General features: G+C 68.8%; 13 protein-coding genes and 7 pseudogenes. 11 read left to right on the forward strand and 9 right to left on the reverse strand.

Features of this window, described 5'->3' with window-relative positions; translation table 11 throughout:
- Nucleotides 1–106: 106 nt before the first annotated feature.
- Nucleotides 107–1,479 (forward strand): annotated as a pseudogene (locus tag AV541_RS05925) (PucR family transcriptional regulator).
- Here AV541_RS05925 and mpgP read toward each other — a convergent pair.
- The 5 genes and pseudogenes from mpgP to serA form a co-directional block, all read right to left on the reverse strand.
- Nucleotides 1,451–2,229 (reverse strand): annotated as a pseudogene (gene mpgP / locus AV541_RS05930) (mannosyl-3-phosphoglycerate phosphatase). The pseudogenes AV541_RS05925 and mpgP sit on opposite strands and share 29 nt — an antisense overlap.
- Nucleotides 2,226–3,400, reverse strand: a pseudogene (mpgS, locus tag AV541_RS13575) (mannosyl-3-phosphoglycerate synthase). Before mpgS ends, mpgP begins: the two co-directional pseudogenes overlap by 4 nt.
- 95 nt (nucleotides 3,401–3,495) lie before the next feature.
- A complete protein-coding gene (locus AV541_RS05940; protein ID WP_060384479.1) occupies nucleotides 3,496–4,260 on the reverse strand; it encodes a hypothetical protein in 765 nt (254 codons plus the stop codon).
- Nucleotides 4,261–4,263: 3 nt separating this feature from the next.
- Nucleotides 4,264–4,677, reverse strand: a pseudogene (locus AV541_RS05945) (ATP-binding cassette domain-containing protein); the annotation flags it as partial.
- Nucleotides 4,676–6,240: pseudogene (serA, locus tag AV541_RS05950) on the reverse strand (phosphoglycerate dehydrogenase). The pseudogenes serA and AV541_RS05945, both read right to left, overlap by 2 nt.
- An 87-nt stretch (nucleotides 6,241–6,327) precedes the next feature.
- On the opposite strand from serA, the gene AV541_RS05955 reads away from it, so the two are divergent.
- The 5 genes and pseudogenes from AV541_RS05955 (at nucleotide 6,328) to tpiA (ending at nucleotide 10,328) form a co-directional block, all read left to right on the forward strand.
- On the forward strand, nucleotides 6,328–7,170 hold the full coding sequence (locus AV541_RS05955; protein WP_060384480.1) for a DegV family protein: 843 nt from the start codon (nucleotides 6,328–6,330) through the stop codon (nucleotides 7,168–7,170).
- Nucleotide 7,171: 1 nt separating this feature from the next.
- Nucleotides 7,172–7,996, forward strand: coding sequence for a DegV family protein (locus AV541_RS05960; protein ID WP_082709651.1), 825 nt, complete (start codon nucleotides 7,172–7,174; stop codon nucleotides 7,994–7,996).
- A gap of 3 nt (nucleotides 7,997–7,999) precedes the next feature.
- Nucleotides 8,000–8,457, forward strand: a pseudogene (dtd, locus tag AV541_RS05965) (D-aminoacyl-tRNA deacylase).
- Nucleotides 8,458–8,530: 73 nt separating this feature from the next.
- On the forward strand, nucleotides 8,531–9,568 hold the full coding sequence (locus AV541_RS05970; protein ID WP_060384482.1) for a fatty acid desaturase: 1,038 nt from the start codon (nucleotides 8,531–8,533) through the stop codon (nucleotides 9,566–9,568).
- 7 nt (nucleotides 9,569–9,575) lie between these two features.
- A complete protein-coding gene (gene tpiA / locus AV541_RS05975) occupies nucleotides 9,576–10,328 on the forward strand; it encodes a triose-phosphate isomerase (protein ID WP_060384483.1) in 753 nt (250 codons plus the stop codon).
- On the opposite strand, the gene AV541_RS05980 is transcribed toward tpiA, so the two are convergent.
- The 4 genes from AV541_RS05980 to tnpA form a co-directional block, all read right to left on the reverse strand.
- Nucleotides 10,325–10,720 (reverse strand): type II toxin-antitoxin system VapC family toxin, encoded by a 396-nt coding sequence (locus AV541_RS05980; RefSeq protein ID WP_008632333.1) that lies wholly within the window; start codon nucleotides 10,718–10,720, stop codon nucleotides 10,325–10,327. The two genes, tpiA and AV541_RS05980, sit on opposite strands and share 4 nt — an antisense overlap.
- Complete coding sequence (locus tag AV541_RS05985; protein WP_008632330.1) at nucleotides 10,717–10,941, reverse strand: ribbon-helix-helix domain-containing protein; 225 nt, start codon at nucleotides 10,939–10,941, stop codon at nucleotides 10,717–10,719. The genes AV541_RS05980 and AV541_RS05985 overlap by 4 nt, the downstream gene beginning before the upstream one ends.
- A 128-nt stretch (nucleotides 10,942–11,069) precedes the next feature.
- The gene (locus tag AV541_RS05990; protein ID WP_008632327.1) at nucleotides 11,070–12,200 is read right to left on the reverse strand and encodes an RNA-guided endonuclease InsQ/TnpB family protein; all 1,131 of its coding nucleotides are present in this window, start codon (nucleotides 12,198–12,200) and stop codon (nucleotides 11,070–11,072) included.
- Complete coding sequence (gene tnpA, locus AV541_RS05995; RefSeq protein ID WP_019550163.1) at nucleotides 12,193–12,609, reverse strand: IS200/IS605 family transposase; 417 nt, start codon at nucleotides 12,607–12,609, stop codon at nucleotides 12,193–12,195. The genes AV541_RS05990 and tnpA overlap by 8 nt, the downstream gene beginning before the upstream one ends.
- A gap of 162 nt (nucleotides 12,610–12,771) precedes the next feature.
- Between tnpA and AV541_RS06000 the strand changes: the two genes are divergently transcribed.
- From AV541_RS06000 to AV541_RS11115, 5 genes and pseudogenes are all read left to right on the forward strand, one after another.
- A complete protein-coding gene (locus AV541_RS06000) occupies nucleotides 12,772–14,235 on the forward strand; it encodes an ATP-binding protein (protein ID WP_060384484.1) in 1,464 nt (487 codons plus the stop codon).
- A 323-nt stretch (nucleotides 14,236–14,558) separates the two neighbouring features.
- Nucleotides 14,559–14,750 (forward strand): annotated as a pseudogene (locus AV541_RS06005) (hypothetical protein); the annotation flags it as partial.
- Nucleotides 14,751–15,260: 510 nt separating this feature from the next.
- Nucleotides 15,261–15,908, forward strand: coding sequence for an MFS transporter (locus AV541_RS12365; protein ID WP_244880648.1), 648 nt, complete (start codon nucleotides 15,261–15,263; stop codon nucleotides 15,906–15,908).
- The gene (locus AV541_RS06015; RefSeq protein ID WP_081481460.1) at nucleotides 15,905–17,056 is read left to right on the forward strand and encodes a hypothetical protein; all 1,152 of its coding nucleotides are present in this window, start codon (nucleotides 15,905–15,907) and stop codon (nucleotides 17,054–17,056) included. Before AV541_RS12365 ends, AV541_RS06015 begins: the two co-directional genes overlap by 4 nt.
- Before the next feature lie 113 nt (nucleotides 17,057–17,169).
- The gene (locus AV541_RS11115) at nucleotides 17,170–18,210 is read left to right on the forward strand and encodes a hypothetical protein (protein WP_008632317.1); all 1,041 of its coding nucleotides are present in this window, start codon (nucleotides 17,170–17,172) and stop codon (nucleotides 18,208–18,210) included.
- Nucleotides 18,211–18,352 lie beyond the last annotated feature (142 nt).

Here is an 18,352-nt window from a genome sequence, read left to right on the forward strand (position 1 = left end):
CGGGGGCAACCGGCGATTTAGACAAAAACGCGGAAAAGTTTGTCTTTTCGTACAAAACTCCCCGCCCCCGCATCCCTTAGGGGCCGTGGTATCGTGGAAAGCGACAATGAAAGGAGAAAACTTTGTTCCAGAAGACACCTCCTTTGACGCCCTGGTGGGGGGGCTGGGCCTCGAGGTCCTCCGCCCTTCCTCCCGGCCCGTCCTCTACCTCCTCCCGGCGCCCAGGCCCCTCCTCTCCCCCGAAGGGGCCCTCCTCCTCTTCCGGCCCCAGGAGGGGCTTTACCGCTACCGCAACGCCGCGGGCTTCCTCCTCCCGGAGCCGGACCCCGAGCTTTTGGCCTTCGCCGAGCGGGAGGGCCTGGGCTTCGCCCTCTACCCCCCCTGGCTCAAGCGGGAAAGCCTGGAGCGGGCCCTCGCCCTCCGCCTCTTCGCCCTGGCCCCCGGGATGGCCCTGGCGGGGCTACTGGACCTCTTCCTGAAGCTCCCCGAGCGCGCCCTTCTGGAGGTCCTGCACCAGGCCACGGGGCTCGCCCTGGCCCACGTGGCCCCCTGGGGGGAGGTCCTGGGCTTCGCCGGGCCCGTCCCCGCCCGGCACCCCAAGGAACCGGGCACGGGGAGGGGTTGGGTTGCCCTCGAGGCGGGGGAGGGCCTCCTCGTGGCCTACGGGGAGGAGGAAGACCTCCTCCGGGCCTGGGGGCTTTTGGAGGTAGTGGCGAGGCTCTTAAGGCTCCGCGCCCGGGAGCGGAGCGTGGAGCGCATGCAGGAGGAGACCCTGGGGGGGCCCTGCTGGAAGGGCTCATCCTGGGCGAGGCCGACCCAGAAAGGCTCTTCGCCTTCGGCTTCGTGGAGGGGGTGGAGTGGGTCCTCGCCCTGGTGGAGCCGCCCGCCGTCTTGGGGCGGCACCGCCTGGCGGAAGAGCGGAGGCGGGAGGCCACCCTGGAGCTCCGCCGCCGCGTTGGGGCCTACCTGGACCGGCTCGGCGTCCCCTACCTCCTCACGGCCCGGGGAAACCGGGTGGCCGCCATGTGGCAGGTGCACAACCCGAGGCGGGAGGCGGAGGCCCTCCTCGAGGCCCTATCCCCGGGAAGCCGCCTGGGCTACTCGGCGGTGCACGCCGGCGGCGAGGTCCAGGAGGCCTACCGCGAGGCCCTCATCGCCCTCAAGGCCGCCCGTCCCGGCGAGGCCCTCTCCTTCGCGGGCCTGGACCCCGTGGCCTTCGTCCTCCTGCAGCAGTCCCCCGAGGACCTGAAGGCCCTGGTGGAGCGCTTCCTCCCCCTCCCCCCTAAGCTTCTCCGCACCCTGGAGGTCTACATGGAAAGCGCCACCCTGGAGGAGGCGGCCCAGGCCCTCCACATCCACCCCAACACCCTCCGCTACCGCCTGAAGCGGGTGGAGGAGCGGATCGGCCCCTTGAGCGCCCCCGAGACCCTGGCCCGGGTCCACCTCGCCCTCAGGGCCCGCTCCCTCCTCGCCGGCTGAGCCGGGGGAGGAGGTAGCGCTCCACCGCGTAGCGGAACCCCTCGGGGCCCGGCGTCGGCGTGGCCAGGACCCCCTCCGGGGGGCCCCCCGGCCCACGTAGACCGCCAGGTCCACGGCCCGGAAGAGGGGAAGGTCGTTCAGGCTGTCTCCAAGCCCCACGGCGAAGCGGGCCTCCTCGGGGTCGGGCCAAAGGGCCCTGAGCCGGGCTACCGCCCGGCCCTTGTCCGCCCCCTTGGCGGCGTGGTAGAAGCGCCCCCCGTGGGTCCACTCCAGCCCCACCTCCTCCAGGGCCTTGAAGACCGCCTCCACCCCCTCGGGGCAGAGGATCAGGGTCTCGTCGTACTCCCGCGCCTTGGCCCGCCGCGCCGCCTCCCGCGAAAGCCCGGTGAGGCGGGCCACGGCCTCCACGGTGAGGTCGCCGTAGCCCAGGATGGGCCGCCCCGCCAGGGCCTCGGCCTCCCTTAGCCTGGCCCGCACCTTCCGGTAGGGCCAGGCCAGGGAGACCACCCGGTAACCCCCCTTGGGCCTTCCCGCCCGCACGGGCCAGTTGCGGGGGAGGTAGAGGCCTCCCCCGTTTTCCACGATGAAGGGGGGCTCGAGGCCCAAGGCCTCCACCTCCTTTCGGGTCTTGGCCGTAACCGGCACCACGGGCACCCCTAGGGCCCGTAAGCGCTCCAGGGCCTCCCGGGCGGGGCCGAACTCTCCCCGCTCGTCCAAGAGGGTTCCGTCCAGGTCGGTGAAGACGATCATGGCACCCGGAAGCGGGAGAGGTGGCCCCGAAGCGCCTTGCGCACCGCCTGGAGGTCCAGGCTGGAGAGGGGCGGGTAGAGGACGGGAGGCGGAGGCTCCTCCCCGGGAGTTAGGGCGCCTGCGGCCTGGAGCTCCTCCAGAACGCTCTGCCGCACCTCCTCCGTGGCCAGCTTGGAGTGGTACACGGTGGCCAGGCAGGCGAGGAGCATGTCGCGGATGTGCTCGTCCCCTTTGTTCTCGTGGAGGTGGGGGTTCCGGGTCTCAATCTGGAAGATCTCCACCCCGTGCCGCAACACCTCCTCGTCCTCCAAGGGGAAGACCCCGCCGTAGAGCTCCAAGAGGGAGACCAGCTCCTGGGGCTCCACGGCGTAGCCCGAGGCCAGGGGCAGGCGGAAGGCCAGGCCGAGGCTCATGGCGTGCTCCCCGGCGTTCGCCGTCTTGACCACGTCCGTCTCAAAGCCGCTCACGCCGCCGATGAGCTGGTTCAAGGCCCGGTTGTTCCGCTCGGAGACCCGGCCGTAGCGGCGGAAGACCACCCCTTCGTCCTCGGTGAGTTTCGGCTTGTAGCGCCAGAGGATGCGCACCATGGCGAAGGGCGTCTTGGCCATGAGGAAGCCTGCGGCGTAGGCCCGGGCGTACTCCCAGACGGCCCCGGGGAAGTAGTTGTCGGCGTCAATGAAACCCACGTAGCGCCTCCCGGAAAGGGCGGCGAAGATCAAGGCCAGGATCATCCCCTCCGCCTTCCCGCTCCGCACGAGGCCGTCCTCCCCGATGGGGTGAGGGTAGCCCCCGCCCGCAGGGCCTCGGCGAGGGCGGGGTCCTTCTGGTGGAAGATAAGGGCCGGCCGCTCGGTGAGGTGGGCGAACTCCTCCAGGAGGTCCCGCTCCATCTGGAAGCGGTCGGGGCTGCTGTTGGAGACCACGAGGATGAGGGCCTCGTGGGGGATTCCGGAGAGGACGCCTTCCAAAAGCTTCAGGCGCTCGTTTCGCGTGGGCACCACGATGGCCGTCTGCTCCAGAACGTCCCTGAGGTCGGCGTCGTCCAGCCGGCGCAGCCCCACGGCTGGGGACTCGTCCCGCACGCGCCCGGAGTCCAGCTCCAGAATGCGCTGCACCTCGTGGAGCCGGACGACGCCGAAGCGCTCGGTGTGGTTGGGGATCTCCAGACGCATGCCCCCAGTGTACAAGGCTCTTCTCGTGATTTTGTTCACGATTTATCTAGCTTGTGACTTCTCTCCCCACTAAACGCCCACGCACCCGGCGGTCGTTAGAGGCTCCACCCCATCCCCACGCCCCAAGCCACCCCTAGTTCCCTGAGGAAAATCCAGCCCCGCGCGCCCTCGAGGCCCGCCACAAGCCGGGCCCCCAGATCCCCATCCCGCACCAGGGCGAGCCCCAGCTCCCAACCCTCGCCCAAAAGCCGGGCCTCCACCCTCGCCTTGCCGGGGTAGGCCAGCTCCACGGTCCAAAGCACCCCGTCCCAGAAGCCCGTAGCCCCCAGGGTCCCCAGGCCGCCCCCGGGGGTCCAGAAGGCGTCCCCGTACACCACCCAGCCGCCAAGCCGGAAGGCGCCTCCCGCCCCCACCGCCTCCCGGGAAAGGAAGGCCCGCCCCTCGGGGAGGGCCACTTCCAGGAAGGCCCCCCGCTCCCAGGCGTACCCCGCCCTAAGCCGCAAGGCCTCCCCGTACCAGGTGAGGTGCCCGCCCCACACCCCCTTGGGCGCAAGGGCGGGCCCAGGCCGGTTCCAGGTGTAGGGGAAAAGCCGTCCCTCCCCCGGGGTCAGGGGGAAGCGGCCGAGCTCCAAGGCATAGCTTCCCTCCTCCACGCCTAAGCGGAGGTCCTCCACCGCCACCCCCGAGGCGCGAAGCCCCGCGTAAGGGGCGAGGGCGAACTGGACCTCGGCCCCCTCCAGGGCCAGGGCCCCGTGCAGGCGGGCGTAGAGGGTAGGGCCGGGGCCGAAGGCCCCCAGTTCCAGGCCTTGGCCCAAGGCCAAGCCCAAAAGGAGGCCTATCCCCACGAAAAGACGCCGCATGGGCTAGCGCCTCTCCTCCCCCACCACCCGGCCGTCCTCCATGCGGACGATCCGGCCCACATGCTCCAGTAGCCTGGGATCGTGGGTAGCGAGGAGGAAGGTGACGCCGAGCTCCCGGTTCAGGGCCTTCATCCGTTCCACCAGGGCGAGGCCCGAGCGGGAGTCCAGGTTGGCCGTGGGCTCGGCCGCCAACGCCCGGGCCACGGCCACCCGTTGCTGCTCCCCCCCGGAAAGCTGCCTGGGGTAGCGGTGGGCCTTGTCCTTTAGGCCCAAGGCGGCCAGGGCGGCGAGGGCCTTCTCCTCCCGTTCCCTTCTGGGGACGCCCCTGAGCTCCAGGACGAAGGCGGCGTTTTCCAAAGCGGTGAGCACGGGAAGGAGGTTGTAGGCCTGGAAGACGAGGCCCACCTTCTCCAGCCTAAAGCTCCACCAGGTCCACCCGCTCTAGGACGGGAAGGACCCTTAAGGCCTCGAGGACCTCGGGCGAAGGCTTCTGGTCCACGGTGAGGACAAAGAGGGCCCGGCCCCCGGGGACGTCCCGCCCAAGTTGCATCCCGGCGATGTTCACCCCGGCCTCCCCCAAGAGGGTCCCCACCTGGCCCACCACCCCGGGGCGGTCGTAGTTCACGCAGACCAGCATGTACCCTTCGGGCACCACCTCCAGGGCGTAGTCGTCAATGCCCACAAGGCGGGGCTTCCCCCCGATCACCACCCCCCGGGCCCGGCGGGTCTCCTGGTCGGTGATAAGCCTGGCTTCCACGAGCCGGGTGTACTCCCCCGCCTCCTCGGAGCGCAAGGTGGTGAGGCCAATCCCCCGGTCCTTGAGGAGGGGCCTCGCCGAGACCAGGTTCACCGCCCCTTCCCCCAGGACCTTGGCGAGGAGGCCCTTGGCCACGGCGCTGGCGATGGGCTCGGGGTCCTTTTCAAACTGGCCCAGGAAGCGCACCTCGATGGCCTCGGGCCTGCCCCGGGTGATCTGGGCGAGGAGCTTCCCCAAGGCCTCCCCCAGGGGGAGAAAACCCCTTAGGGCTTCCAGGGCCTCGGGGTCAAAGCCGGTGTTGAGAGCGTAGGAGAGGTCCCCCTCCAGGGTCCTAACCACCCTTTCCAGGATGGCCTCCCCCACCCTTTCCTGGGCCTCAAAGGTGTTCGCCCCCAGGTGGGCGGTGTGGACCACCTTGGGGTGGTGGATGAGGGGGTGGTCCTTGGGCGGGGGTTCCTGGGCGAAGACGTCCAGGCCTGCGGCGAAGAGGTGCCCCTCCTCCAGCACCTCCAAAAGGGCCTTCTCGTCGATGATCCCCCCCGGGCGGCGTTCACCACCACCGCCCCCCGGGGAAGCAAGTAGAGCTCCCTCCGGCCGATCATCCCCCGGGTCTCCTCGGTGAGGGGGGTGTGAACGGTGAGGAAGTGGCTCTGCCTGAGGAGGTCCTCGAGGCTTTCCAGAAGCTCCACCCCGAGGCTTTCCGCCCGGGCCTTGGGGATATAGGGATCGTAGGCCAGAACCCGCATCTCAAAGGCCTTGGCGAAGCGGGCCACCTGGCTGCCGATCCGCCCCAGGCCCACGATCCCCAGGGTTTTTCCCTTGAGCTCCAGGCCCAGGAACTTCCGGTCCCACTCCCCCTGCCGGATCTTCCGGTCGGAAAGGGCGATGCCCCGGGCGGCGGCGAGGAGGAGGCCGAAGGCGAGCTCGGCGGCGGAACGGGTATTGGCCTCGGGGACGTTCACCACCAGGATGCCCAGGCGGCTTGCCGTCTCCAGGTCCACGTTGTCCACCCCAACCCCGCCCCGGCCCACCACCTTAAGGCGCTTCCCCCTCTGGAGAAGCTCCGCATCCACCCGGGTGCGGCTTCGGGTGATGAGGGCATCGTAGGCGGGGATGATCTCCAAAAGCTCCTCCCGGCCGATGCCGGGGCGGTAGTCCAGGATCACCCCCGGGTACCGCGCCTCCCCCAGGCGCATGTCGTCCGAGACCAGGACCCTCCACATAGGGCCAAAAGTAGCACCAAGCGGGGCCCAGGGCAACTTCCCCCCCTACACTACACCCGTGGTATCCTCTCTCGCGAAGGTGCGGCGATGCGCATTGCCCTTGTAACCGACTCCACCTCCGACCTGCCCCAGGACCTGAGGGGGCGCCTCGGCGTCCGGGTGGTGCCCCTCTACGTGAACCTGGGCGGGGCCATTTACCGGGACTGGGAGGAGATCACCCCCACCGAGATCTTCCAGAAGGTCCGGGAGGGGGCGGCCTTCCCCACCACGAGCCAGCCCTCCCCCGAGGACTTCGCCCGGACCTACCGGGAGGCCTTGGAGGAAGCCGACCACGTCCTCTCCCTCCACATCTCCGGGAAGCTTTCAGGGACGGTGCAGTCGGCGGAGCTTGCCGCCCAGGAGTTCCCGGGGCGGGTCACGGTGGTGGACACCCAGGCCGCCTCCCTGGGCGTGGGCATGATGGTCCTCAGGGCCAAGGAGCTCCTGGAGGAAGGCCAAAGCCTGGAGGCGGTCCTCGCCGAGCTTGAGCGCATCCGCCAGGACCACTTCGTCCGCTTCAGCGTGGCCACCCTGGAGTTTTTGAAGCGGGGTGGGCGCATCGGCGGGGCCCAGGCCTTCCTCGGAACCCTCCTCAACCTGAAGCCCGTCCTCACCCTGAAGGAGGGCCGGGTGGAGGCCGCAGGCCGCGCCCGGGGGGAAAGGAAGGCCCGGGAGGAGATCCTCAAGGCCTTCCGGGCCTGGGCGGAGGGCCGGAAGCGGATCCGGGCCTACTTCCTCTACAGCGGGGACGAGGACGCGGTGGCGGCGCTCCGCCAAGAGGTCCTGGCCTCCGGCCTGCCCGTGGAAGAGGCCCTGGTGAGCGAGCTCGGCGCGGTGATCGCGAGCCACACGGGACCGGGGACCTATGGCTTCTACGCCTACAGCCTCTAGCGTGGCCTTCGTGGCCGACTCCACCCTCGGCCTCTTTCCCGAGGAGGCCAAAAGCCTGGGGATCCACGTGGTGCCCCAGCAGGTGCTCCATAAGGGGCGCTCTTTCCGCGACCTGGTGGAGATCACCCCCGGGGAGGTCCTGAAGCTCCTGCGCAGCGGGGAGAGGCTCACCACGAGCCAGGTGGCCCCGGAGGACCTGAGGAGGCTTTACGAGGCGTTGCTCAGGACCCACGGGCGCGTGGTCTCCGTTCACGTCTCGGGCCTCCTTTCCGGGACGGTGGACACCGCGAAAAAGGTGGCCCAGACTTTCGGGGACCGGGTCAAGGTCCTGGACTCCTGGTCCCTAAGCGGCGGCCTCCTCCTGGTGCTGGAAAGGGCGAGGCAGCTCCTGAGGGAAGGGGTAGCCTGGGAACGCCTGGAGGAGGCCCTCGCCCCTTACCGCGAGCGGGTCCGGGGGTATGTCCTTCCCGCGACGCTGGACTACCTCCACCGCTCCGGAAGGATCAGCGGGCTGCAGCGCTTTGTGGGGGGCTTCCTCCGGATCCTTCCCGTCCTCGAGGTCCGGGAGGGCCGGGTCCATCCAGGGCCCCGGGTCCGGGGCTTCGCCGAGGGGATACGCAAGGTGGCGGCCCTCTTCCGCCGGGACTTCCCGGAGGGGGCCCGGGTCTACCTGGCCCACGCAGGAAACCCCGAAGGGGCCAAGGCCCTGGCCGAGGCCCTGAAGGCCGAGGGGGTTGAGGTTTTGGGGGTCCTCCCCGCCGGGGCGGCGGTGAGCGTGCATACGGGGCCCGGCACGGTGGCGGCCTTCGCCGGGCCCAGGGGGTGAGGCGTGCGGGCGGTGGTGCAGCGGGTCTCCGAGGCCTTCGTGGAGGTGGAGGGCGAGGTGGTGGGGAGGATTGGGCTGGGCCTCCTCGTCCTCCTCGGAGTGGGAAAGAAGGATAACCTCGAGGACGCCCTCTACCTTGCCCGGAAGATCGTGAACCTAAGGGTCTTCCCCGACGACCAGGGCAAGATGAACCTTTCCTTAAAGGAAGTGGGGGGGAGGTGCTTTTGGTCAGCCAGTTCACCCTGTACGCCGATACCCGCAAGGGCAACCGCCCCTCCTTCGTCCAAGCCGCCCCCCCAGACCAGGGGAAAAGGCTTTACGAGATGGCCCTCGAGGCCTTCCTCCAGCAGGGGGTGCACGTGGAGACCGGGGTCTATGGGGCCCACATGCGGGTCCACCTGGTGAACGATGGACCCGTCACCCTCTTCCTGGACTCGGAGGAACGCTTCCGCCCACGCTGAGGGGCGCCGTTTGACTTTTGCCCACGTTACCGGGTAAACTAGCAGGAACGCCCCACTCGGCGTGGAGTAAAAGATGGAAAAGGTTCAACCCAAAGACTGGATTCCCCTTATCAAGCCCTACACCAAGCCCAGCGTGGCCCGGAGCCTCCGCCAGGTGGCCGACACCCTCCTTCCCCTCCTTGCCCTCTTCTACCTCGCCCACAAGGCCCTCTCCGCCTCCCTCCTCCTCGCCCTGGCCCTGGACTTCGTCGCGGCCCTCTTCCTGGTGCGCCTCTTCATCCTCCAGCACGACGCCGGGCACGGCTCCTTCTTCCCCAAGAAGTGGATGAACGACCTCCTGGGCTTCTTCGCCGGGGTCCTCACCCTGGTGCCCTACCACCACTGGCAGCTCTCCCACGCCCGCCACCACGCCACAAGCGGCAACCTGGACAAAAGGGGCGTGGGGGACATCTACACCATGACCCTGGACGAGTACCTGAAGGCTACCCCATGGGAAAGGCTCAGGTACCGCCTCTACCGCAACCCCTTCGTCATGTTCTTCCTGGGGCCCATCTACGTCTTCATGCTCTCCTACCGCCTGCCCTTGGGCTACGGCTCGGAGAAGCCCTCGGTGCGCAACTCCGTGGCCCTCACCAACCTCTTCCTGGTCTTGCTCTGGACGGGCATCTACCTCGGTTTCGGCCTCAAGACCCTTCTTCTCGTCTACCTTCCCATCCAGTACTTCGCCGGTATGGTAGGCATCTTCCTCTTCTACGTGCAACACCAGTTTGAGGACGCCTACTGGGAGCACGACCCCCGCTGGGAGCACCTTAAGGCCGCCATGGAGGGGAGCACCTACCTCAAGCTCCCCAGGGTCCTGCAGTGGCTCACCGGGAACATCGGCTTCCACCACATCCACCACCTGGCCCCCAAGATCCCCAACTACCACCTGCCCAAGGTGCAGGAGGAGGTGGACCTGGTGAAGGTGGCCCCTACAGTGACCCTAAAGGACGCCTTCAAGATCGCTTTCGCCGATATGCACCTCCACGACGAGAAGCGCCGCAAGCTCGTGGGCTTCAAGGAGGCTCACCGCCTCCTCCGGGAGGAAAGCGCCGCCCCCGAGAGTGTATAAAAAAGGCATGCGGCGCGTCTTGGTGGCAGGCAACTGGAAAATGCACAAGACGCCCTCCGAGGCCAGGGTGTGGTTCGCCGAGCTCAAGAGGCTCCTTCCCCCTTTGCAGTCGGAGGCCGCCATTCTCCCCGCCTTTCCCATCCTCCCCGTGGCCAAGGAGGTGCTTTCGGAAACCCAGATCGCCTACGGGGCCCAGGACGTCTCCGCCCACAAGGAGGGGGCCTACACGGGGGAGGTTTCCGCCCGGATGCTTTCCGACCTCGGCTGCCGCTACGCCATCGTGGGCCACTCGGAGAGGCGGCGCTACCACCACGAGACGGATACCCTGGTGGCGGAAAAGGCCAAAAGGCTTCTGGAGGAGGGGATTACCCCCATCCTTTGCGTGGGGGAACCCTTGGAGGTGAGGGAAAGGGGAGAGGCGGTGCCCTATACCCTGGCCCAGTTGAGGGGGAGCCTCGAGGGGGTGAACCCCCCGGGTCCTGAGGCCTTGGTGATTGCCTACGAGCCGGTCTGGGCCATCGGCACCGGGCGGAACGCCACCCCACAGGACGCCGAGGCCATGCACCAGGCCATCCGCCAGGCCCTGGCGGAGCGGTACGGCCCGGGGTTTGCCCAGCGGGTGCGCATCCTCTATGGGGGGAGCGTGAACCCCAAGAACTTCGCCGACCTCCTCTCCATGCCCAACGTGGACGGGGGGCTCGTGGGCGGGGCGAGCCTGGAGCTTGAAAGCTTCCTCGCCCTCCTCCGGATCGCGGGTTAGGGGAGTACCCGGATGGTCCCCTCCTGCGCCACCACGTGAAGGTGCCGGTCCAAGCTTAGGACCAGGCCCCCGTTCCGCTCGGCTACGGCGACGACCGCGGCGTCGGCAAAGCCCAAGGGCAGGTCCCGGTACCGGGCCACGAGCGCCCTGACCCGGGGCAGGTCTTCTTCCCCGCATTCCAGGGAGAAAGCCCCGGCCTCGAGGTCTTGGAGGAAGGCCTCGAGGGCCCCAAGGCCCAGGCGCCTTTCCGCGAGGTAGGCGATCTCGGCGAGGATGCCCATGGGCACCAGGTAGGGACCTGGATCAGAAAGAAGGAGCGCCTTAACGCGGCCGTGGTCCGGGTCCTTCCGGTTCAGGAGGGCGAAGAGGGCGGAGGTGTCCAGAGTGATCATCGCTCGGACCAGACCCTTTCCAGCCACCCCTCGGAGGCGCGCCCGGAGAGCTCCTCGTCCTCGCCCACGCCTAGGGAACGAAAGGCGGGTCTTTGGCGCTGGGTAAGGTAAGCGGCCAAGGCCTCCCGGATGAGCTCTGCCTGGCTTTTGCCCTCCCGCCGCGCGGCCTCCTTTAGGGCGCGGTGAAGCTCAGGGGGGAGGTAGAGGGTCGTCTTCTCCATGTCTTCACTGTACGCCTTATATGGTAGGTGTCGTCAGCGGACCTCGAGGGTCAGAGCCGCAGGGGCGGAAGCCCAGGCCCTCACACGTGTGACGACTCCTCGGACTGAAGTCCGAGGCTTCGCGGTTCTCATGGGACGGCCCACGCCGCCCATGTCCCCGCAGGCTCCGTCCGAGCCCTAGCCAGGATGTTTCGCGCTGCGGCCACGTCCCGATGGAGAAGTGTTCCACACTGGGGGCAGGTGTACTCCCTGACCCACAGGGGCCTCTTTTCCCGATGACCGCACACTGGACAGTCCTGGCTTGTATGTTTGGGGTCTACCCCAATGACCCGCCTACCAGCCTCCTCCGCTTTGTAGGCGAGGATTGCAAGAAACTGCGCCCAGCCTGCATCCAGCACCCCCTTAGCGGTGCGGGAGCGGGCCAAGCCGAGGATATTCAGGTCTTCATGGGCGATGGTTCCATAGTGGTTGACGAGTTTTCGGGCCAGCTTGTGGTGGAAGTCCCTGCGCTGGTTGGCAATTTTCCGGTGCAGTTTGGCAACCCGCTTTCTGGCCTGCTTGCGGCGATTGCTGCCCCGCTTCTTACGGGCAAGGCTGCGCTGGGCGGCGGCGAGTTTGGCTTGCGCCTTTTGGAAGTACCGAGGGGCCTCGACCCTCTCCCCCTCCGAGGTGACGAGGAAGTGGGGGTTGGTGCCCAGGTCGATCCCGATGGCCTGGTCATTGGGGGGAAGGGGTCTGGGCTCCACCTCACAGGTAAACACGATGTACCAATGCTCTCCCTCTCGTTTGACCGTGGCGGTCTTGAGCCTGCCTTCCAAGGGGCGGTGCAGCTTGACCTTCACCGAGCCGATGCCGTAGAGGAGCACCCGCTTCCCGCCCCCCTGGAGTTTGACCCCGGTGGTGCCCGCCTGGGGGAAGGTGAAGCTGTCGTAGCGCCCCTTCCCCTTGAAGCGGGGGTATCCCGCTTTCTGTCCCGCCTTGACCCGCCGGAAGAAGCCCTGAAAGGCTCTGTCCACCCGCTCGATGACGTTCTGCAAGACCTGGGAGTGGACGCCCTTGTACTCCGGCAGCTCGGTGCGTATCTCGGGCAGATACCTCTTCTGTTCGTAGAAGCCGACCGTCTTGCCCGCCTTGCGGTAGGCCTCTCTACGCTCCTGCAAGGCCGCGTTGTACAGGCTGCGGCACAGCATCAGCGTCCGGTCCAAGTCCCGCAGTTGGGGCTGGGTCGGATAGAGGCGGTACTTGAAAGCTTTAAGCATCGTCGTCCTGGTATTTGCGCTGGGACTCGATGTAGCGCTGGATGGCCTGAGCCGAGATGTTCCCGGCGCTGCCCACATAGAAGGAGGGCGTCCATAAATGACCGCCGCCCCTGCCCCGCCGTAGCTTTGGGAACTCTTGCAGGATGCGCCGAGCCGATACGCCTTTCAGAATCTTCGCCACGTCCGAGGGGGCCCACTTGGGCGGCACGGAGAGGAACAGATGCACGTGGTCGGGCATGACCTCCATTCCCAGCACTACCCAGTCCCTCATCAAGCACGTCTCCCGCAACACCTGCATCAGCCGTTCGCGCACTTCGCCAAAGAAGGCATGTCTGCGGTACTTGGGGGTGAATACCAGATGGTAGTTCAGGTTGTAATGGCTGTGACGTGTAGTGCGCTCTTCCGGCACTTACACATGATACCACAAAATGACCGCCCACCATGCTGTGTGCCCCAAAGGGGCACGTGGGGGAGTCCATGTATCCCCGGTTTGGTCACGGGCAGAGCCCGTATCTTGCAAACCGGGGGATTATAGCTCCCCCACACCCCTTCCTTTCTCTAAAATGGCTCCATGGCCCTGGATTTCCCGGCAAGCCCCCTGGCCCCCGCCCTCCGCCTCCTGGAGGAAGGGCGGGACCGGGAGGCGGAAGCCCTCCTCCAAACTTCCCAAGAAGGCCTCCCGGAGGCCGAGCGCCTGGCCCTTCTAGGCTTCGTAGAGGCCCGTAAGGGGAACCTTCGGGCCTACCGCGCCCTGGCCCTGGAGGCCGCCCGAAGGGCCCAGACCCCCCTCACCCTCTACCACCTGGGCCTGGCCCTCCCTCCAAAGGCGGGGGCCCTGGCCCTGGAGGAGGCCCTCCACCGCTTCCAGGGAGACCCCAAGGCCGAGGCCCGCCTCGCCTTCGCCCTGGCCCGCGCCCTAAGGGGGCTTGGCCGCCTCAGGGAGGCCCTGGGCTACGCCGCTTTTGCCCTTGCCCGGGGCTTTGGCCCCTTCGCCCTCCTGGAGTGGGCCTGGCTCGCCCTCCTCGCCGAGGAGGACCCTCCCCTCCCCGACCTCCTCCGGCAGGTGGAACTCCTGGCCCTGGAGGGGGGCACGGGGCTCTACGCCCGCTTCCTCATGGCCCACCTGCGCTTCCTCCAGGGGGAGGAGGCCTCGGGGAGGGCCTACCTGCGGAAGGCCCTGGGCGAGGCCCCTCTTCCCGCCCTTCCCTACCTCGCCCCCGCCGGGGTGCGCCTCCTGGGGAAGGAGGTCCTCCCCTTCCTCCTGGCGGCGAGGCCCTGGGCCAAGGAGCCCCTCACCCAGGCCCTCCTCGCCTTGGCCGAAGGGCTCTACCGGGAGGACGAGGAAGGGGTGGCCAAGACCCTGCCCCTCCTCCTGGAGGAGGTGGCGGAGGAGGCCATGCGGGGCCTCCTCTTCCTGGGAAGGCCCCACCCCCTCCTGGGAGAGCTCTCCCGGAGGGGGCAGGAGCTCCTCTGGGCCGCAAGCCCCTCGGCCCACTTCCAGGCCCTGGGAGAGCCAAGGCTTGGGGGCAAGCCCCTCCCCCTGCGCCAGGCGGAGCTCCTCGTCCTCCTCCTCGCCCGGAAGGAGGGGTGGAGGGGGGAGGAGCTGGCCCTGGCCCTCTACGGGGAGGCCAACGGGCCCGCCCTCCGCATGGAGGTGCTCCGCCTGAGGCAACGGGGGCTTGCCGTGAAAAGCCGGCCCTACCGCCTGGCCCAGGCCCTACAGGCGGACTTCTTGGAAGTATGGGGGACCCTGCGTCAAGGAGACCTGAGCGGGGCCCTTGCCCGCTACCGGGGCCCCCTCCTCCCCCAGAGCCAGGCCCCGGGGGTGGAGGCCCTGAGGGCGGAGCTGGAAGAGGCCCTGAGGCGGGCGGTCTTGGCCCAGGGCGAGGTGAAAAGCCTCTTCCTCCTGGCCGAGCGCCTGGGGGAGGACCTGGGGGTCTGGGAGGCCCTCCTGGAGAGGCTACCCTCCCAAGACCCCCGCCTTCCCATCGCCCAGGCCCGGGTGGAAAGGCTCAGGAGGGAGTGGGGCCTCTAAGGTACCCCACCGCAGCTTTGGCCGCGGTGGGGGCCCCAAAAGGTATTCCCACAGCCCCGGCTTGGGCATCCCATGTTGCAAAGCCGAAGTGGCGCTTAGAGCCCAAGCCCCGGGGGCGGGCAGTGGGGGGCGAGGCACTGGGGAAGGACCCCAGAGCCCCCGAGGAGGGCGAGGAGAAGCCAGAGGAGCCGCACGCCTGAAGGCTACCCCGGCCCATGTAACCTCCACGTAACGCCCTAGAGTCTTTATGAGAGCTTTCTGAGTTACGCGGGCGTTACCTTCCTCTTGCTACCCTGAGGCTAACCCGTAAGGGGGTGAAGGAGATGCTCAAGGAAGTGCAGGAGGTCAAGGTCGGCGGCCGGACCCGGCGGGTGCACGTGCGGCCCTTTGCCTGGAACCTGCACGCGCCCACCCACATGGAGTGGACCCCGGACGGCAGGCTCCTGGTGGTGGAGCGCACCACCGGCAAGGTGAAGGACGCCACCAAGGGCGGGGACATGGAGGAGGCCAAGCCCAGTGTCGACTAGTACAGTGCCGCAGCCCTACGCCTTCCTCCTCGCCGCCGAGGGGCTTCGCCTCTTCGGGGCGGGGTTTTTCTACCTTCCTCTGTACCTCCTGGCGGCGGAAAAGGCCCGCGCTCCCCTGGAAGCCGTCCTCCCCCAAACCTTCCTCTACGCCGCGGGACTGGCAAGCCTGCTCGTCGGAGCCCTCCTGGACCGCTTCGAGCGGCGCCGGGTCCTCGTGCTCACCGCCTTGGGCCAGGGCTTCCTCACCCTGGCCCTCTTTCCCGCCCCCTTCCTGCCCCTTTTGTACCTCCTCCTTCTCCTCCTCCTCTTCGAGCTCCTGGACCGCTTCCGCGCCCTGGCCGCAGGCCTCTACCTCCGCTCCCTCGTCCCCAAGGAGGCCTACGAGGGCAAGCTGGGCCGGCTCTCCGCCCTGCACTTCGCCGCGGACACCCTCTCCGATCCCGTGGCCGGGGCCGCCTACGCCCGAAACCCCGGCCTGCCTCCCCTCCTGGGGGCCCCCTGCTCTTCCTTTCCGCCTTCCTCTACCGCCGCCTTCCCCCCGCCCCTCCCCCCAAGCCCGGCGGGCCCTTCCGCCTGCGGGAGGCCTTTGCCGGGCTCGGCTTCCTCTGGAACCACCCCCTCCTCCGCCGGGTCTTCCTCATCGCCCGGGTCCACGGCCTGGTGCACGGGGCCACCTTCGCCCTCCTACCCCTCTACACCCTGCGGGGCCTGGAGGCCCCGGCCTGGGTCTACGGCCTCCTCTCGGGCGCCTGGGGCCTGGGGGCGGCCGCAGGGGCCCTCCTCCTGGAAAAGCTTCTTCCCCTGGGCCGGGGGAACCTGGCCCGGGGGAGCCTCCTCCTCCTGGGAGCCCCCCTCCTGGGGCTGACCCTCCTACCCCCCTGGCCCCTGGCGGTGGGGCTCCTCTTCCTGTTCGGCCTCGGGCAGCAGTTCTGGAGCCTTCTGGTGACCAGCCTCCTCTACCGGGAGCTGCCCGAGGAGCTGGTAGGCCGGGGTATGGGCGGGGTGGGCTTTGTGTCCAGCCTCCTCGCCCCCCTGGGTTCCCTCCTGGGCGGGGCCCTGGCGGGCCTGGCCCTCCCCCTCCCCTTCCTCCTGGCCGGAGCCCTCCTCCTCGGCCTCGTGCCCCTGGTGGGCAGGGGGTGGCGGTGAGGGGCCAGTACCTTCTAGCCGAGGGCCTGGGGGTCTTTGGGGGAAGCCTGGCCTTCACCGCCCTAGCCCTCCTCCTGGGCCTGGGGGGCAACCCCTGGACCCTGGCCCTGCTCGCCGCCCTCCCCTTCCTCACCTTGCCCCTGGACCTACTCGCCGGCCTCCTCCTGGACCGGCTGGACCGCAGGACCCTCCTCCTCGCAGGGGTCTGGCTTAGGGCTGGGATCCTGGGCCTCTTCGCCCTCCTTCCCAAAGAACCCCTCTTCCTCCTCCCCCTGGCCTTCCTCTTCCAAGCCGTCTTGGCCCTGGACCTCCCCGCCTGGCATGCCCTCCTGGTCCGCCTGGCCCAGGGCAGGCTAGAGCGGGAAGGGGGGAGGCTTCAAGCGGCCCAGCTCCTCGGGGACAGCCTGGGGGACCTCCTAGCCGCCCCCCTCCTGCTCCTGGCCAAGCCCCTGCCCTTTGCCCTGGGAGGCCTCCTCCTCGCGGGGGAGGGCCTTCTCCTCCGGGACCTCCCCGCCTACCCGCCTCCACGGGCGGCGAAGGGGGAGGGTCTTACCTTGGGGGCCCTTCTCGCGGGGCTCGCCTTCCTCCTCGAGGACAGGCGGCTCCTTCCCCTTACCCTCTACGCCCTGGCCCTGAGCTTCCTCTCCGGGCTAGCTCTGGCCCTCCTGCCCCTCCTGGCCCTGGCCCAGGAGACGCCCCCTGCCCTCTACGGCCTCTACCCCTTGGGCCTCTCCTTAGGGGGCTTCCTGGGAAGCCTCGCGGCGGGGAGGGTAGGGCCTTGCCTGGGGATTTGGGGCGGGCACGGGCTGAGGGTCTTGGGGCTTGCCCTCCTCCTCCTGCCCTTTCCTTTCGGGCCTCTTGGCGCTTTCCTTGTGGGCGGAGGCGGTGCCTTAAGCGGGGTCCACCTACGGGCCTACCGGCAGCGCCTCGCGCCGGAGGCCCTCCTGGGCCGGGTGCAGGCGGGGGCGGTGGCCCTTCTCTCCCTGGGGAGCCTCCTCGGCACCCTCCTGGCGGGGGGCTTGGGAACCCTTGGCCCCCGGGTGCCCCTCCTTACCGCCCTCCTGGGCCTCCTTCTCCTCCTGCCCTTGGCCTTGGGGCCCCTGGGGTGCGGGCGGCTCCTCGCCTTGAGGGAGGGGAGGTCCCCGTGAGGTTTCCTTTGCATAACGCGCCTCTCTGGGCCGAGGCCCTGAGCGACGTCGGGGCCTCCATTGGCTTTAGTGCCCTCGCCCTGGAAGTAGCCCGCACGGGGGAAGCCTTCTAGGTGGGCTTCTTCGCCGCCCTGGGCTACCTTACCTTAGGGCCCCTTCTCCTCCTCAGCCCCTGGGTGGAGCGGCGAGGCCTGGCCCGGGCTCTCCTGGAGTTGCGCCTGGCCCGGGGCCTCCTCTTCCTCCCCCTTCCCTTCCTGCCGCGGGAAGCCGCCCTCCTGGTCTTCTACGCTTACCCCCTTATGGTCCTCACCGACCTGGCCATCGTGGCCTGGGAAGGCCTCCTGGTGCGGAGAGGCCGGGGCAGGCTGGCGGAAAGGAGCGGCAAGCTCTACGCCGCCTGGGAGGTGGGGGGGCTGGTGGGGGTAGGCCTCGGCCCCGCCCTCTTCGCCCTCCATCCCGCCCTCCCTTACCTCCTTGCCGCCGGGATCCTCCTCTTGGCCTGGACCCTCCTCCGCCCCACCCTCACAAGGGAGAAGGGGGAGAGGGAGGAGGCGACGAGGCCCGAGGCCTTGGGGCGGTCCCTCCGTCGCCTCCTGGCCTATGCTCCCCTCAGGCCCTATCTCCTTCTTTCCCTCCTCTTTACCCTGGCCCATGCCCTCACCACCGCCCTTCTGGGCCTTCTGGCCCTCCGGGCGGGCACCCCGGAAGCCCTCTTCGGCCTGGTCTTCGCGCTGCAAAGCCTGGGGTACACTCTGGGAAGCTACTTTGCCGGGCGGGTCCCACCGGCCCTGGCCTTTAGGCTAGGCCCGCTAGGGGCAGCCCTCGGGGGGATGGGCTTTCTCCTGCCCTTTCCCCTCCTCCTCGCCGCCCCTCCCCTCTTAGGCCTGGCCGTGGCCCTCCTCAGCACCCACCTGCGGGCGGTGCGGGGCTGGCTCCTGCCCAAGGAGGGCCTGGCCCCAAGTCTCGCCGCCATCCGCGCCCTCCTCTACGGGGCCGGGGCCCTGGGGGGCCTGGGGGCGGGGGTCCTGGGCAAGGGGAATCCAACCCTGCCCCTCCTCCTAGGAACCTTGGGATTCCTGGTCCTTCTTCCCTTCGCCCTAGGACCCCTGCACCCTAGGCGACTGGAGGCCTTAAGGCAAGAAGAAGCAGAGTAGGAATCTTGGACAAGGAGAATCTACCCTTTCTCCAGGACTTTACCCACATCTCCGTTTCGTGGTAAATCTACCCTTGCGGGCGCAGCCCGTATCTGGTACCGGGGGTGATCCATGGACATGCTCAAGGTGGCCGAGGCCAGGC

Source organism: Thermus parvatiensis, from assembly GCF_001535545.1.
Taxonomy (GTDB): domain Bacteria; phylum Deinococcota; class Deinococci; order Deinococcales; family Thermaceae; genus Thermus; species Thermus parvatiensis.

What these genes read in the sequence shown, in the direction of transcription:
- AV541_RS05940 (WP_060384479.1), bottom strand. Translation starts at nt 4,260, where the DNA reads ATGCGGCGTCTTTTCGTGGGGATAGGCCTCCTTTTGGGCTTGGCCTTG.
- AV541_RS05955 (WP_060384480.1), top strand. Translation starts at nt 6,328, where the DNA reads ATGCGCATTGCCCTTGTAACCGACTCCACCTCCGACCTGCCCCAGGAC.
- AV541_RS05970 (WP_060384482.1), top strand. Translation starts at nt 8,531, where the DNA reads ATGGAAAAGGTTCAACCCAAAGACTGGATTCCCCTTATCAAGCCCTAC.
- tpiA (WP_060384483.1), top strand. Translation starts at nt 9,576, where the DNA reads ATGCGGCGCGTCTTGGTGGCAGGCAACTGGAAAATGCACAAGACGCCC.
- AV541_RS05980 (WP_008632333.1), bottom strand. Translation starts at nt 10,720, where the DNA reads ATGATCACTCTGGACACCTCCGCCCTCTTCGCCCTCCTGAACCGGAAG.
- AV541_RS05985 (WP_008632330.1), bottom strand. Translation starts at nt 10,941, where the DNA reads ATGGAGAAGACGACCCTCTACCTCCCCCCTGAGCTTCACCGCGCCCTA.
- AV541_RS05990 (WP_008632327.1), bottom strand. Translation starts at nt 12,200, where the DNA reads ATGCTTAAAGCTTTCAAGTACCGCCTCTATCCGACCCAGCCCCAACTG.
- AV541_RS06000 (WP_060384484.1), top strand. Translation starts at nt 12,772, where the DNA reads ATGGCCCTGGATTTCCCGGCAAGCCCCCTGGCCCCCGCCCTCCGCCTC.